Annotated in this window: 14 protein-coding genes; 4 read left to right on the top strand and 10 right to left on the bottom strand. The window is 56.3% G+C overall.

What is annotated here, in order from left to right:
* The first annotated feature begins 12 nt into the window (after nucleotides 1-12).
* Entirely contained in the window at nucleotides 13-792 is a 780-nt protein-coding gene (locus AC0L7R_RS17185) for an IclR family transcriptional regulator (protein ID WP_348394138.1), read from the top strand.
* A gap of 12 nt (nucleotides 793-804) precedes the next feature.
* Here the strand turns inward: AC0L7R_RS17185 and AC0L7R_RS17180 are convergent, their stop codons facing one another.
* The 8 genes from AC0L7R_RS17180 to iolD all read right to left on the bottom strand — a co-directional run bounded on the left by AC0L7R_RS17180 (nucleotide 805) and on the right by iolD (nucleotide 9,574).
* Nucleotides 805-2,208: a protein kinase domain-containing protein gene (locus tag AC0L7R_RS17180; protein WP_473658069.1), complete on the bottom strand. Its 1,404-nt coding sequence runs from the start codon at nucleotides 2,206-2,208 to the stop codon at nucleotides 805-807.
* A gap of 110 nt (nucleotides 2,209-2,318) precedes the next feature.
* Nucleotides 2,319-3,041 (bottom strand): sterol desaturase family protein, encoded by a 723-nt coding sequence (locus tag AC0L7R_RS17175; protein ID WP_473658068.1) that lies wholly within the window; start codon nucleotides 3,039-3,041, stop codon nucleotides 2,319-2,321.
* Between the two features lie 69 nt (nucleotides 3,042-3,110).
* The gene (gene iolG / locus AC0L7R_RS17170; protein WP_473658067.1) at nucleotides 3,111-4,097 is read right to left on the bottom strand and encodes an inositol 2-dehydrogenase; all 987 of its coding nucleotides are present in this window, start codon (nucleotides 4,095-4,097) and stop codon (nucleotides 3,111-3,113) included.
* Nucleotides 4,098-4,101: 4 nt separating this feature from the next.
* The gene (locus AC0L7R_RS17165) at nucleotides 4,102-4,944 is read right to left on the bottom strand and encodes a class II fructose-bisphosphate aldolase (protein ID WP_473658065.1); all 843 of its coding nucleotides are present in this window, start codon (nucleotides 4,942-4,944) and stop codon (nucleotides 4,102-4,104) included.
* An 87-nt stretch (nucleotides 4,945-5,031) separates the two neighbouring features.
* The gene (locus AC0L7R_RS17160) at nucleotides 5,032-5,874 is read right to left on the bottom strand and encodes a 5-deoxy-glucuronate isomerase (protein WP_473658064.1); all 843 of its coding nucleotides are present in this window, start codon (nucleotides 5,872-5,874) and stop codon (nucleotides 5,032-5,034) included.
* Between the two features lie 3 nt (nucleotides 5,875-5,877).
* Nucleotides 5,878-6,876, bottom strand: a complete 999-nt coding sequence (iolC, locus tag AC0L7R_RS17155) for a 5-dehydro-2-deoxygluconokinase (protein WP_473658063.1) — start codon at nucleotides 6,874-6,876, stop codon at nucleotides 5,878-5,880.
* Nucleotides 6,873-7,712: a phytanoyl-CoA dioxygenase family protein gene (locus AC0L7R_RS17150; RefSeq protein ID WP_473658062.1), complete on the bottom strand. Its 840-nt coding sequence runs from the start codon at nucleotides 7,710-7,712 to the stop codon at nucleotides 6,873-6,875. The genes iolC and AC0L7R_RS17150 overlap by 4 nt, the downstream gene beginning before the upstream one ends.
* Entirely contained in the window at nucleotides 7,712-9,574 is a 1,863-nt protein-coding gene (iolD, locus tag AC0L7R_RS17145) for a 3D-(3,5/4)-trihydroxycyclohexane-1,2-dione acylhydrolase (decyclizing) (protein ID WP_473658061.1), read from the bottom strand. The genes AC0L7R_RS17150 and iolD overlap by 1 nt, the downstream gene beginning before the upstream one ends.
* A gap of 83 nt (nucleotides 9,575-9,657) precedes the next feature.
* Here iolD and AC0L7R_RS17140 point away from each other — a divergent pair, with 83 nt between their 5' ends.
* The 3 genes from AC0L7R_RS17140 (at nucleotide 9,658) to AC0L7R_RS17130 (ending at nucleotide 12,902) form a co-directional block, all read left to right on the top strand.
* Nucleotides 9,658-10,761, top strand: coding sequence for a Gfo/Idh/MocA family protein (locus AC0L7R_RS17140; RefSeq protein ID WP_473658060.1), 1,104 nt, complete (start codon nucleotides 9,658-9,660; stop codon nucleotides 10,759-10,761).
* A 14-nt stretch (nucleotides 10,762-10,775) separates the two neighbouring features.
* Nucleotides 10,776-11,666 (top strand): TIM barrel protein, encoded by an 891-nt coding sequence (locus AC0L7R_RS17135; RefSeq protein ID WP_473658059.1) that lies wholly within the window; start codon nucleotides 10,776-10,778, stop codon nucleotides 11,664-11,666.
* A 78-nt stretch (nucleotides 11,667-11,744) separates the two neighbouring features.
* Complete coding sequence (locus tag AC0L7R_RS17130) at nucleotides 11,745-12,902, top strand: Gfo/Idh/MocA family protein (RefSeq protein ID WP_473658058.1); 1,158 nt, start codon at nucleotides 11,745-11,747, stop codon at nucleotides 12,900-12,902.
* Between the two features lie 100 nt (nucleotides 12,903-13,002).
* Here AC0L7R_RS17130 and AC0L7R_RS17125 read toward each other — a convergent pair whose 3' ends face one another.
* Nucleotides 13,003-13,263 (bottom strand): hypothetical protein, encoded by a 261-nt coding sequence (locus tag AC0L7R_RS17125; RefSeq protein ID WP_473658057.1) that lies wholly within the window; start codon nucleotides 13,261-13,263, stop codon nucleotides 13,003-13,005.
* Nucleotides 13,264-13,352: 89 nt separating this feature from the next.
* Entirely contained in the window at nucleotides 13,353-14,354 is a 1,002-nt protein-coding gene (locus AC0L7R_RS17120; protein WP_473658056.1) for a substrate-binding domain-containing protein, read from the bottom strand.

The following is a 14,354-nucleotide window of genomic DNA, read 5'->3' as shown; positions in this document are numbered from 1 at the left end:
GGAAATAAGAAAATGGCACGCGACGATCTAAACGAGAAACAGAACATCCCAACCAACATGCGGTTGCTCTTGTTGCTCGAAGAGGTCGCAGCGACCGGTGTGCCTGTCACACCGACCGAAGTGAACAGTCGGCTTGGCCTGCCCAAGCCGACGATCCACCGCCTATTTGCCACGCTTGAAGAGGCTGGTTTCCTGCAACGTGACATCGACGGACGATCCTATAGTCCGGGGCGCAGGCTGCGGCAGATGTCGGTCGATATTCTATCAAGCCTACGGATCAGGACCGCGCGGCTCGCCGTGCTGAACGCACTTGCGTCAGAGGTCGGCGAAACCTGTAACGTCGCCACTCCTGACCGCGATGCGATGATTTATCTGGATCGCGTCGAAACCAAATGGCCACTGCGTATTCAGTTGCCTGTCGGGACGTCTGTCCCGCTTCATTGCACGGCATCGGGTAAGATGTACCTGTCGTCGCTACAACCCAGCCATCTGGAACAATACCTTGGGGCGGCGCATCTGGAAGAAATGACGCCTCAGACGATCACCGATCCAGTCAAGCTGGCAGAACGGCTGTCGCAGATCAAAGAGCAGGGTTATTCGACCGACAACGCCGAATTCATGGAAGACATGGTTGCGTGTGCCGTCCCGATCTTAGATGGGCGCGGGCGTTTAGTGTCAACACTGTCGATCCACGCACCCACGCAACGCATGAGCCTCGACGACGTCAAAGCACATGTTCCGTTGATGCACGAAACAGCAGCGAAGCTAACGCACTTGGTTCTGGACGATTAAAGCTTTGGGCGATTAAAGACCGGCCAGTTGAACGACGGCTTCTGCATTGCTCAGCGCGGCAAAACATGCGGCCAATACAACCATGACAGCAGCGACCAGCTTCAGGTTCAGACCGCGAGACCGCTTTGTCTGCTCAGGGTCTTCCTCATGATATTCCGGCATCGGTTGTGGAACAATCGTTGGATCCAGTGACATCGGTTTGAACGGCGGGATCGTCTTTTGACGACCAAAGCGGCCAGCAAATTTCGGCCTTTCGTCCAGTTCAATTGCACCATCATCAACGCCGTTGCGGGTTTCTTCGTTGAATTCTTTGACCCAGTCAGCAACGTCGGTTGACGTGTTTTCCTGCAGCAATTCCAACGGGGTTTTCTTCAGTGGGGTTGGTGGAATTGTCAGCAATTCCTTGTTCGTCTCGGACACCAAACTGGTCAGCGTCATCCCAAGACTTTCGTTCACAACAGGGCGGACATAATCGTCGACATGCGTGTTGTGCGGGTCAACCATTTCAAACCACGAACGGGCGGACTGAAGACGGTCTTTGGGTGCGATCTGCATCGCTTTGTCGATCGCGGCCAAGAACAATTCGTCATATTCAGGGAACGATCCGACCAGCGGACGGCAAGGATCAGGGTTCTTTACCGCAATTTCGGCAACGCGGGTCTGACTGTTCACGGGGGCCTCACCCGAAATCAGGTGATAGAAAGTGGCGGCCAACGCATAAAGGTCGCTGCTTTCGTTCTGATTGCTGCCAGCGAAATAGAATTCCTGCGGAGAATATCCGTCTTTCACAACCATCAGCGTCGAAACGGTGCGGGTCTTCTTGCTTGCCTCTTCACGAGCAGCACCAAAGTCGATCAGGAACGGATTGCCCCACTTATCCAGCAGGATATTGTCAGGCGAAATGTCACGGTGCAGCAAATCGTGTGCATGCACCAGTTCAATGGCGTCTAGGACCTTGAACAACATGTCGCGGATTTGGGTAGGTGTCAGGTCGCGATTGTCATCTTCAATGATCTCTTTCAGATCACGCCCTTCGATCAGATCGAGCGCCATATAGGCGGTGTGATTGTCTTCGAAAACGCGGTGCACGCCAACGATATTGGGGTGGCGCATCTTCGCGATACTGCGGGCTTCGCGCATGAACATGTGCACGATGGATTTGTACTGGTCTTGATGTGTGGACGACCGAACGATGACGCTACAATTGTCGCGGCGGTTACAGAATGCCTCTGGGAAGCATTCTTTGATCACAACGGTCCGGTTCAAGCTGTTGTCGCGGGCGAGATACGTAATCCCGAAACCACCACGGCTAATCTGGCCTGTGATGGTAAATTCGCCGTCCATCAGCAATGTGCCGTCAGGAAGACCTACGTCGTCAGAAGAGACATCATCGATCAACTTTGGTATCGCGGTCATACGGTCACCGGTCATCGCGCGTGAAATGGCGCGTCCTTCACATTAAAAAAACTGTTGGCACATCTGACGACGCGAATGTGTTGGATTTGAGACGAATTTGAGGAATCCTGCTACATTGCAGCTGCGCGCGCGACCTCGGCACTGGTCAAACCGTATTTCGGGGCGAAGCGCTGGCGGGCCGAAACAAGGCGCGGATCATCAGGCCGCAATCCCAAAGTACGAATAAATTCAATGCGCTGTTGGGACCGCAGCGTGTCGCGATCAATGGCCGTGCCCATCGCCCGATCAATCACCTCACCCCCAGGGGACACGTGAAACCATTTCGAAAAATCGCGGAAATGGTGCTGGTTGTGCAGCGTTGTGACATACCGTTCGACCCGCGTTTTGGGGATATTCAGGTGGGATGTCATGTGGAACCATTCGTATCCCAAGAACGTCAAAACCCCACCCACGACAACAATCGCAAACGCGATTTCAAAAGCAAACGGAAGTCCGATTATCGCGGCAACACCCCAAACCAGACCAAAGTTGAACGCCAAAACGGGTAGGGCGACCCAGACCGGCACAAAGAACAATCCGTGGTTCGTCGGGAAATCATGATGCCCGTAATGCGCCTGATACAGCAGATCAAAGGTCCATTGTTGCTTCGGCGGCGGCAAGTGAAACACGTAGCGATGCAAGTTGTATTCGTTCAGCATCTGGGCCCCGATCCCAAGCGGGACAAGCAACCAAACCCACCAAGGGGCACCGGCGAGCACGACAATCCCAATGGCGGCGGCAAGCGCCATCAGAACGACGCTTAAATGCGAAAACATGATCTTTAGTCGCGCCATCTTTGCCTCCCGCGTGGGGGAAGTATTGGCGCGACCACCAGACCTGTCAAACGCGACGCTACGACAGCGTTAAATCGCGACAGGCTGACCCGTCTCGCAGCTTTGCGTCGCGGCATCGGCAAGCAGCTGTGCCTGTAACCCATCGTGGATCGTCGGGGTGACGGTGGACCCTTCGTTCAGGCACGCCACGAAATGCTCCATCTCGCGACGGTAGGCGCTCTCGTACCGCTCAAGGAAGAAATTCAGCGTGGGCGCACGGCGATAACCAGCCTCTGTCGCGACCTCGACCGTATTCTCAAGATGGTTCTCGGCGCGCAGCATCCCCTTCGCACCATGCACTTCGATCCGCTGGTCATAACCATAGGTGGCACGACGCGAATTGCTGATCTGACAAATTTTGCCGGACGCCGTTTTCAGCATCACACCTGCAGTATCCACATCACCGGCTTTCCCGATCTCGGGATCAACCAAGGCAGACCCGTAGGCAACGACCTCGATCGGGTCTTCGCCCAACAGGAAACGCGCCATATCCAGATCGTGGATCATCATGTCGCGGAAGATACCACCGGATGATTTTACATAAGACAGTGGGGGCGGAGACGGGTCGCGGGAGAGGATCGTCACCATCTCGACGTCCCCCACTTCACCAGCAGCGATCCGCGCCTGCACATTGGCAAAGCTCGGATCAAAGCGGCGATTGAAAGCGGTCATAAACTGAACGCCGGTTTCATCGACGATCTTGATCAGGTCGCGAATGCGATCCGCAGACATATCGACGGGCTTTTCGCAGAAGATATCTTTGCCCGCCTTCGCGGCAGCGGCGATCAGGTCAAAATGCGTGTCGGTTGGGGTGCCAATCACGACAGCATCCACGTCTTCGGACCGCATAATCGTGTCGTTATCCCGCACCTCGGCGCCAAGCGTATCAGCAAGCGCTTTGGCCGTTTCGGGAAAGAAATCTGAAACGGCCGTGACCGTTGCATTGTCCATGCCACGGATCGTACGGGCATGCACTTGGCCAATGCGGCCAGCGCCTAACAAAGCGAGTTTGATCATCGTTTTAGCCTTTCATCTTGGGGGCCGCAAAAGCGCGCAGAACAGTTTCTGCGGCGGCTTGGACGGGGGCATGTGTGTCTTTGAGGATCGTGTTGCGATCAAAACGATCAGGGTCTGCATTTACGGCATCGCGCAAGGCGGAACCAAATGCCATGCGTAACTCGGTGCCAATGTTAAATTTGCACACGTTTGACGTCTTGGCCAGCAACGTGCGTTGATCCATCGGAACACCGGACCCGCCGTGAATAACCAGCGGCACGGTTGTCACAGCCTCAATCGCTTTGATCCGGTCCATGTCCAATCCGCCGGATTTATCTTGCTGCAAATGGACGTTGCCAACGGACACCGCCATCGCATCGACGCCGGTCTCGGCTGCAAAAATCGCAGCCTCTTCCGGATCAGTGCCAGCAGATGCCTCGCCGTTGTCGTAGCCCACAAAACCAATCTCGCCTTCGCAGGAAATACCTGCGGCATGGGCCATATCCGCGATCTTTTTCGTCTCGGCGATATTGTCGCGCAACGCCTTGCGCGACCCATCAAACATCAAAGATGTGAAACCACTGTCCAGCGCCTCAGAGCAATCATCATAGGTGTAGCCATGGTCGAGATGAGCGACGACAGGCACCGACGCATGCTCTGCCAAATGGCGGAACATCTTCCCCAAAATCGGCAGCGGCGTATGTTCGCGACAACCGGGACCGGCTTGCAGGATCACAGGACACCCCACCGCTTCGGCTGCGGCGACATAGGCGCGCATATCTTCCCAGCCAAGGGTCACAAGACCCCCAACGGCGTAACCGTCTTTCAGGGCGGGTTGCAGGACGTCTTTCAGTGTGACGAGAGGCATGCGTATTCCTTCAGCATAGCGCTTGTAGAGAGTGCGGACCCTCCGGGGGGGATATTTTTGACCAAAAGAAGCGGGGCGCGCGGTGCCCTACTTGAACTTCGCGATCATGTCTTTGATGCCTGGAATCGTTTCCAATTGATCCGCGTGGGATGGCTGAAAAAACTGCACGAGGCTGCGTTGCGACAGACCACCAAGGATCGTGAAATAATACATCTCGTAACCCGGAAGAACGGCACAAGGATGATAGCCGCTGTCGAGACAGATCGTTGATCCATCAACAAGGTGATACGCATCACCGGCCTTGCCGTCGTCGCGTTGCAGCATTTGCACGCCGGACCCGTGGTTCGGTTTGAACCGGAAATTGTAGGTTTCGTCATGGCGCGTCTCAAGCGGCAGGCGATCCGTGTCATGTTTATGCGACGGGAAACCGGACCAGCCGCCAGCGCCCACAGTGAACAGTTCAGACACCAGCAAACGGCCGACTTTGTCGTGGTATTTCGTGCCCAAGATATGTTTGATCTTGCGGTGCGTTTTCGTGTCGTCGGACCCGTATTGCACTTTGTCCAGCTCATCAGAGCGGACAGCGAAGGCGTCCAGCACCTTGTCGTAACGCGCACCCGCGACGAACACTTCGGCCTCGTCGGACATGCAGACGATCGTGGCTTTCGCAGCGGTTGGGACATAAACGCCTTCAGGTTCACCGTCCCAAACATCTACAACACGGTGGCCCAATCCGGCGACCTTGAACCCTTCGATATCGACGTCAATTGTACCCGTCGCAGGCACGATGCAGGTCTCGTAACCGGGCACGCTGTATTCAAACGCCTGACCCTTTTTCAGTTTTACGATGTTGAAATAGTTCAGCGGCACAGTGGCGTCATCGACATCGACGATTGGATTATTCTGGTTATCAAACGGGGCAATATGCATGGTCTATCCTTCGTCGCGCGGCACAGATGCGCCGGGGTGAGTGTTCAAAAATTCCGTAAGGTCAGCGGGGTAAGGCATCGCAGGCGCGCAACCCGGCTTGCCGACGACGATGGCCGCACAAGCAGAACCGCGCAAAACGGCCTCTTCCAGATCGTAGCCATCCGCGATGGACGACAGCATGCCCGCCATAAAACTATCACCGGCCCCTGTCGGTTTCAGGGCCGTGACGTTGTAAATGCCCGTGCGCAATTCACCGTCTTTGGTAATCGTCACGGCGCCATGTTCGCCCATCTTGTAGACAACAATGCTGGCCGTGGTGGCCGCTAGTTCGCGGGCCTTATCCAGCCCTTTTTCAATGCCGCCAGCCATAAACCCGAATTCTTCGTCATTGCCGACGATCACGTCCGACAAAGCACCGGCACGGGACAGCACGTCGGCTGCGACTTGCGGCGATGGCCAGCTATAGGGGCGGTAATCCACGTCAAAGATAATCGGCAATCCGGCCTTTCGGGCCAGATCAAACGCGGTAAAGGCCGCCGTGCGCGACGGTTCCGCGGCAAACACAGTGCCGGCCGTCACCAAAGCGCCAAAGCGTTGGTAATCAACCGCGCGCACATCATCCTCGGTCATTTCAAAGTCAGCCGCGCCATTGCGGTAAATCACCGACTGATGCCCCGCGATCCGGCTTTCGTATAGGGCCAGCGAATTGCGTGCTTCCCCGCCGACTGTTTTCACGTAGGTATCATTAACGCCGTATTTGTCGCGCAGCATCGTTTGGCAGGTGCGCCCGACTGCGTCATCGGACACGGATGTGACCAACGCAGCTTTGCCGCCCAGTTTTACGATCCCAGCGGCGATATTGGCGGACGATCCACCCATGTCTTTGGTAAACGACGTGGCCTCTTCGATCCCGATCCCAACCTCGGTCGGAAACAGATCAAGCCCCACGCGGCCTACGACCACAAAGTCGTTTTTCCGAATGCCTTCAATCACATCGTTCACTTGCGACCTTCCGCATTCCCGCCTGCATCGGCGTCCAAAATCTTAGGGTATGGGTAATTCATGCCAAGCAGTTGGCGCATATCCGGGCTGGCTGCATCGAGGAACTCCTGCGGCAAAGCAGCGGGCATATCCTCCAGCGGTTTGACCCATTTCGGCAGATAGTTGATCAGCACAGCATTGCGATCATGGTCGGCGTTATTGGGCATCGCACAATGCCACATCACACCGTAAAACAAGACGACATCACCGACGTCGCCGGTCATCTGCTCGCATTTATCGTAAAAATTGTCGGCCTCTGTCGGATACCGCAGTTCCTTTTGCGATCCGGGCACATAGCCGGTCGCGCCGCTTTCCACTGTGAATGGATCAAGAATAATCGACACCTGCGCGTTCATCGGGAAAGACCCGTTTAGCCCAATCGGATGGCTGTCCGCGTTGTAAAAGTCCCAATAGGGGTAATCCACATGCGGCTCCTGTCCCGGTCCACCGGGTAGGATGCGGTTCGCAGCGATAGAGCCCATGATGAACTCTGTTCCCAGAAACTTGCGCAGGATATCCATCAACACAGGATGGGCGGCCATCCGTGAAAACACCTCGCCTTTCGCCAGCAAATTCCAAACCCTACGTTGCAGGTTCAGTTTGCCATCATCGGCCGCAGCCCCTTGAAAATGCGTGGTCTTGTCGGCGTCATTTTCGGAATGCGCCATAATGATCCGGCGGGCTTCCGCAATATCCGCATCGTCAAACAGACCAGAGATCGCAACGACCCCATCGCCATTCAGCAGGGCGTCGACAATCGTATCAGGATCGGCGGTTTCGGCTGTAAAGCGCAGCATCAGACACCCTTCCGTTGTTTCGGACGCGAGGATTCCCAATCGACATGGGCCTCACGCACTTTGTCGGACGTGGTGATATGCGGCGTGCCGACTTCCCACCACGCGTGGCCCTCCGTCGTCCAGCCTTCGTAGGGATCGACATTCATCACGATGACGCTGGTGTTTGTCGCCTCTTTCGCGCGTTTGAATGCTTCGCCCAATTCGGCCGCGTTAGACACGGTTTCCGCATTGGCACCCATCGCGCGGGCGTGCGCTTCAAAATCCACCCCAACTTGGTTCACAGCCGTCGGTGTATCCGCGATCAAGTTGTTGAAACTCTCGTTGCCAGTGTTGTTTTGCAGCTTGTTGATGACGGCAAAACCGCCGTTATCCAGCACGCAAATGATCATCTTTTTGCCAGTCAGCACGGCGGAATAGATGTCCGAATTCATCAGCATATATGATCCGTCACCGGTAAAGACGACGGTGTCTGCGTCTGGTTCATTCTCGGCCTGCGCGATGCGTGCACCCCAGCCACCTGCGATCTCGTAGCCCATACAGGAAAAGCCGAATTCAACGTCGACTGTCCCGATATCCAGCGTTTTCCAGTTCGCCGTGACTTCCGCTGGAAGTCCACCGGCGGCCGCAACAACGCGGTCACGCGGGTCCATCAGATCATTCACGACGCCAATGGCTTGGGCGTAAGAATTCGGGCGGTTCCCCGGTTTGCAGTTCTCGGCGACATAGGCGTCCCACTTTTTGCGCTCGTCTTGGGCAAAGGCGGTCCAATCCGCAGGGGCCTTATAATCGGTATCCATCGACGCGAGGCAAATCGCGGCATCGCCAACCACAGTCAGCGACATATGCTTTGCGGCATCATGGCGACCAACGTTGATCCCCACGATCTTGGCGTCATGGGCAAACGCCGTCCACGATCCGGTGGTGAAATCCTGTAAACGAGTCCCAACGGCGAGGATCACATCAGCCTTCTCAGCAATACTATTCGCCGAATCCGACCCCGTGACTCCAATCGGCCCGCAGTTCAGCGGGTGATCGTTGGTCATATTCGCGCGGCCCGCGATGGTCTCAACCACAGGGATGCCTGTGGCCTCCGCAAAGGCAGTCAGCTCTGCCACAGCACCAGAATATTGCACACCACCGCCCGCGATAATCATCGGACGTTTAGCCGTCTTCAGCAAGGTCATCGCATCGACAACCTCCTCCATATCAGGGGCTTGGCGGCGAATGCGGTGTACGCGTTTGTCAAAGAACGACAGTGGGTAATCATACGTCCACCCCTGCACGTCCTGCGGCAGACCGATGAACGCAGGGCCACAATCCGCAGGGTCCAGCATTGTGTTCAACGCGGCAGGCAGCGACTGGATCACTTGCGCAGGATGCGTAATCCGATCCCAGAATCGCGATACGGCCTTGAAAGCATCGTTCACACCAAACGTCGGGTTCCCGAAATGCTCCAACTGCTGGAGAACCGGATCGGGCAGGCGGGTCAAAAACGCATCGCCGCACAACATCAACATCGGCAGACGGTTCGCATGAGCCAATGCAGCAGAGGTCAACAGGTTCGCGGTACCCGGCCCAGCCGAAGCTGACGCAAACATAAACCGACGCCGCTTGTGATACTTCGCATAAGCCGCCGCCGCGAATCCCATCCCTTGTTCGTTCTGACCACGATATACGGGCAGTTCGTCGCGATGATTATACAACGCCTCACCCAGACAGGTGACGTTGCCATGGCCAAAAATACCAAAGCCCCCGCCACAAACACGGGTCTCAACCCCATCAATTTCAATATATTGGTTCGCAAGCCAGCGGATGATGGCTTGGGCTGTGGTCAGTGTCACAGTGTTGTTTTCGGTGGTCATGCGTTTCGCCCATTGACGGTCATTCGAATCTTAGGTTACTCATTTTGCAACCGGTTGCAAACCGCTTTTTGGATGGATGCGATATGAAACAGATTGGGATAGGCATTGTCGGCGGCGGCTACATGGGCAAAGCGCATGCTGTGGCGCATTCTGCCGTTGGCGCTTTGTTCAATACGGCACTGCGCCCACGGCTCGAAATGGTCTGTGCGACCAATGATGCATCCGCCGAGAAATACAGAAATGCTTATGGATTTCAGCGCGGTACGTCCGATTGGAAGACGCTTGTGCTGGACGAAAAGGTAGAGGCAATCGTGATTGCCTCCCCCCAGTCCACGCACCGCGAAATCGCTGAACTGGCCTTCAGCGTCGGCAAGCCCGTGTTCTGCGAAAAGCCGCTGGGCCGCGACGTCGCAGATAGCCGCGCGATGGTAGCCGCCGCCGAAAAGGCGCGGGCGATTAACATGAGCGGTTTCAACTACATCCGCACCCCAGCCAGCCAATACGCCAAGCAATTGCTGGACGAAGGTGTCATCGGCGACATCACTAGTTTTCGGGGTGAACATACCGAAGATTTCATGGCCGACCCGCAGGAACCCGCGACATGGCGGACGGACGGCATCGCAAACGGTTGTATGGGGGATCTATCCCCGCATCCGATCAATTGCGCGCTGCGCCTGATGGGTCCGATCGAAAAACTGATCGCTGAGGTCGAAACCGTGATCCCAACCCGTCCCGGGGGCACCGTGACCAACGACGACCACGCGCAAATCATGTGCCGATTCGCATCCGGTGTGCTTGGTAATATCTACGTCAGCCGCACGGCGACGGGCCGCAAGATGGGGTACAAGTACGAAATCACAGGAACCAAAGGCGCGATCTATTTCGACGGCGAAGATCAGAACGCGATCCACCTCTACAAAATGGACGGACCTGACGCGCAACGCGGGTTTACCAAAATTCTGACAGGTCCCGCGCACCCCGACTACAAACCCTTTTGCCTCGGACCCGGTCACGGGACGGGCTATCAAGATCAAATCATTATCGAAGCCAAGGATTTCCTGACGGCAATCCACACTGGCGAAAACATCTGGCCCACATTCCGCGACGGGATGGAGGTCAATCAAATCGTAGCTGCGTCGCTTGCATCCTCGCAGGCCAAGACATGGCTCAACGTCAACGACTTCTGAAGAAAGCACCTGTCATGACAATCACCATCGGCAACGCGCCCTGTTCTTGGGGCATCGAATTTCCGTCTGATCCGGCGTACCCCACATGGGAATCGGTTTTGGACCAATGTGCAGCAGCGGGCTACACAGGCATCGAACTCGGGCCAATCGGCTACATGCCGGAAGACCCGACAGTCTTGGCGCCAGCCCTCGCAAAACGGGGCCTCAGCATCATCGGCGGCGTTGTGTTCCAGCCGTTCCATGACGCGGACAAATGGGACGTGGTCATGGATGCAGCGCGCCGAACCTGCGAAGCGTTGAAAGCACACGGCGCAAAACACCTCGTTTTGATCGACAGCATCTCACCACGTCGGGCCCCCACAGCAGGTCGTGCTGACGAAGCCGAACAAATGGACGATGCCGAATGGGCCGCTTTCCGTGACCGGATCGTCGCGGTGGCAAAAATGGGGGCCGAGGAATACGGCCTGACCGTCGGCATCCACGCACACGCGGGCGGCTTCATCGATTTTGAACCAGAACTGGAACGCCTGCTGTCCGAAGTGGACGAAAGCATCCTCAAAATCTGCTTCGACACGGGCCACCATTCCTATGCTGGTTTTGATCCGGTTGCGTTCATGAAGAAACACATCAACCGCATCAGCTACATGCACTTCAAAGACATCGACCCCGTGGTAAAGGCTGACGTCGTCAAGAACCGCACCGATTTTTACAAAGCCTGCGGTCAGGGCATTTTCTGCAACTTGGGCGAAGGCGACGTCGATTTCCCAGCCGTGCGTCAGGTGCTTCTCGACAACGGCTTCACCGGTTGGTGCACAGTCGAACAAGACTGCGATCCATCCATGCCCGGCACCCCGCTAGAGGACGCCGAATCCAATCGCAAATATCTCGAATCCATTGGCTTCTAGGGCTGCAACGGCAGTGCACGGGTTGTGCACGCCTTGTGCACGCAAGTCACAAGCTGATCTTTGGTAAGGAATACACAGATGACAAAACTCAAATGGGGCATGATCGGCGGCGGCGAAGGGTCGCAAATCGGACCAGCACACCGGCTTGGCGCGGGGCTCGACGGGCTGTTCGACTTTACGGCTGGCGCACTTGATCACCGGCCTGACGAAGGCATCGATTACGGTAAACGCCTTGGTCTGGGTGATCGCGCCTACGGGTCGTGGCAGGACATGTTAGAAGGCGAGAAAAAGCGCGGCGATGACCGCGTTGATCTTGTGACAGTGGCAACGCCAAATGCGACTCATTACGAGATTACAAAGGCTTACCTCGAAGGCGGGTTTCACGTTCTTTGCGAAAAACCAATGACAATGACGGTCGAAGAAGGCGAAGCCATTGTCGAAATCGCCAGCAAAACCGGCAACATCTGTGCGGTGAACTACGGCTACTCCGGCTACTCACTCGTGCGGCACATGAAAGCCATGATCGCACGCGGCGACATCGGTGCGGTGCGGGTCGTTAACGCGGAATTTGCACATGGGCACCATGCTGATGCGACGGACGCCGATAACCCCCGCGTACGCTGGCGGTATGATCCGGCACAAGCAGGCGTTTCCGCACAATTCGCAGATTGCGGCATCCACGCCATGCACATGGCGTCGTTTGTGACAGGGCAGGAGGTCACGAAACTCTCGGCCGATATCGTATCCGCGATTCCTGTGCGGACACTCGAAGATGACGCTATGGTCAACTTCCGCATGGATGGCGGTGCAGTAGGCCGTCTTTGGACCAGCTCCATCGCGATTGGTCGTCAGCACGGGCTTGGCATTCAGGTCTTCGGCGAAACTGGCGGATTGCGTTGGTCACAAGAACAGCCGAACCAACTGTACTACATGCCGCTTGGCGAACGCCTGCAAATCATCGAACGGGGTGAAGCAAACCTGTCGCCAGAGGCAGATCGCACAACCCGCGTCACAATCGGTCACGCCGAAGGCATGCCACTTGCTTTCGCCAATATTTACAAAGACTTGGCCGAGGCAATCAGCGCGCGTAAAGAGGGACGTGTGATGGATGCAGCGGCAAATCTGTACCCCCGCGCCGAAGACGGTCTGCGGTCGATGGCAGCCGTTGTCGCCGTCGCGGAATCAGGCAAAGCAGATGGCCAATGGCTCGACGCACGCCCGCCGATGTTCCGCTAAACAAAAGGGCCCGTGCAAATGACGGGCCCTCTTTCTTTTGGTCATAAATATCCCGGGGGTTTGGGGGCTGGCCCCCATATCGAATTTTCTGGAAAATTCGTTATCCCGCTGCTTCAGTCGTCAGCCGATCCATCATTTCGCATACGGCGGCTTCATCCCCGGCCGCTGCTGCGGCTTCCAGTTCTGTTTGCATTTGCGCGACAAGCGCTTGGGCCTTGCCTGGATCCACCGCCATCAACGTTTGCACAGCAGCAATCAGATCGCCCTGCTTTGCCTGAACGTCCGCAGGTGTGCATGCCAACGCTTGGTTGGCAGAGATTACGACAACGGCGACAGTCGCAAGGATACGTGTTTTCAACATCTTAAAGCCTATCAAATTGTTCGGACCTGTTAGACCCAACTGGTAGGGCCAAATCAACCGCGGATCGGGTCTATCGGCGCGGTTTCGCCTTATGGCAAAGGACGCAGGGTCCCGCGTTCGATCACAGAGCAGTCAAACAAATGGGCCTTTGGCGTCATCGTCGTGTCGTCCACTATGGCGGCGACAAGTTCGATTGACTTGGCGATGATGTCTTTCAACGGGTTGTGGATCGTCGTCAGGTTAATGTTTTCCCAACTGGCCATTTCCATGTCATTCAGACCGATGATGCCGATATCTTCGGGCACCCGTAATCCAGCGTCTTCGATTGCGGATAAGGCCCCAATCGACAGCACGTCATCGCCGCAAAAATATGCCTCGGCCGGGGAGCCTTCTGCCAGCAAACGCTGCATTTCGGCCCGACCTGCGTCAAAAGAATAAGCTGTTGCTGCGCTTGTTGTGACAGCCACATCGGACGCGGTGGCTAGTTCGGTGACAAAGCCTTTTTCGCGGTCTTGCGTCGATGTGGCGGACCGTGGACCGCCTAAGAAACCAACACGTTTGTAGCCGCGCGCGACCAATGTCTTTGCCGCCAATCGGCCCGCAGAAATGTTGTTGATTCCAATGACATTAACCTTCGGGCTGACCGCGTGGCGACCAAAGGAATGGACGACGGGAACGCCAGCGGCGCGGAACGCTTCAGCAAAGGACGCGGGCAGGGTGGAGGACGCGACGATCACACCGTCTACCGAATATTGGCGCAACATCCGCACGGAATTTTCAGCGTCGGTTTCATCGGTCAGGTTCACCAGCAAGGGGCGCAAACCGCGATCCTGCAGGCCGCGGGTGAACAGGTCGAACACCTCTAGAAAGATGGGGTTGTGAAAGTTGTTGGACACCAGACCAATCATCTTGGTCCGTCCGGTGGTCAATGAAGAGGCCAGCGCATTGGGGCTATACCCCAAATCGGCGGCGGCCTTTTCGATCTTCTTGCGGGTCTTGGGGGAAACCGACGCGCCTTCGGTATAGGTCCGTGACACGGCAGAGCGTGAAACACCGGCGCGTTCTGCGACGTCTTTCAGCGTGACTGCCAT

It is taken from the genome of Yoonia sp. D2-7 (assembly GCF_055809435.1).
The sequence above is the reverse complement of the archived record's forward strand: the minus strand, read 5'-3'. Positions and strand labels throughout refer to the sequence as shown.

Coding starts and splice junctions, on each gene's coding strand:
- AC0L7R_RS17185 (WP_348394138.1), top strand. CDS start 13: ATGGCACGCGACGATCTAAACGAGAAACAGAACATCCCAACCAACATG.
- AC0L7R_RS17180 (WP_473658069.1), bottom strand. CDS start 2,208: ATGACCGCGATACCAAAGTTGATCGATGATGTCTCTTCTGACGACGTA.
- AC0L7R_RS17175 (WP_473658068.1), bottom strand. CDS start 3,041: ATGGCGCGACTAAAGATCATGTTTTCGCATTTAAGCGTCGTTCTGATG.
- iolG (WP_473658067.1), bottom strand. CDS start 4,097: ATGATCAAACTCGCTTTGTTAGGCGCTGGCCGCATTGGCCAAGTGCAT.
- AC0L7R_RS17165 (WP_473658065.1), bottom strand. CDS start 4,944: ATGCCTCTCGTCACACTGAAAGACGTCCTGCAACCCGCCCTGAAAGAC.
- AC0L7R_RS17160 (WP_473658064.1), bottom strand. CDS start 5,874: ATGCATATTGCCCCGTTTGATAACCAGAATAATCCAATCGTCGATGTC.
- AC0L7R_RS17150 (WP_473658062.1), bottom strand. CDS start 7,712: ATGCTGCGCTTTACAGCCGAAACCGCCGATCCTGATACGATTGTCGAC.
- iolD (WP_473658061.1), bottom strand. CDS start 9,574: ATGACCACCGAAAACAACACTGTGACACTGACCACAGCCCAAGCCATC.
- AC0L7R_RS17140 (WP_473658060.1), top strand. CDS start 9,658: ATGAAACAGATTGGGATAGGCATTGTCGGCGGCGGCTACATGGGCAAA.
- AC0L7R_RS17135 (WP_473658059.1), top strand. CDS start 10,776: ATGACAATCACCATCGGCAACGCGCCCTGTTCTTGGGGCATCGAATTT.
- AC0L7R_RS17130 (WP_473658058.1), top strand. CDS start 11,745: ATGACAAAACTCAAATGGGGCATGATCGGCGGCGGCGAAGGGTCGCAA.
- AC0L7R_RS17125 (WP_473658057.1), bottom strand. CDS start 13,263: ATGTTGAAAACACGTATCCTTGCGACTGTCGCCGTTGTCGTAATCTCT.
- AC0L7R_RS17120 (WP_473658056.1), bottom strand. CDS start 14,354: ATGGCAGTCACGCTGAAAGACGTCGCAGAACGCGCCGGTGTTTCACGC.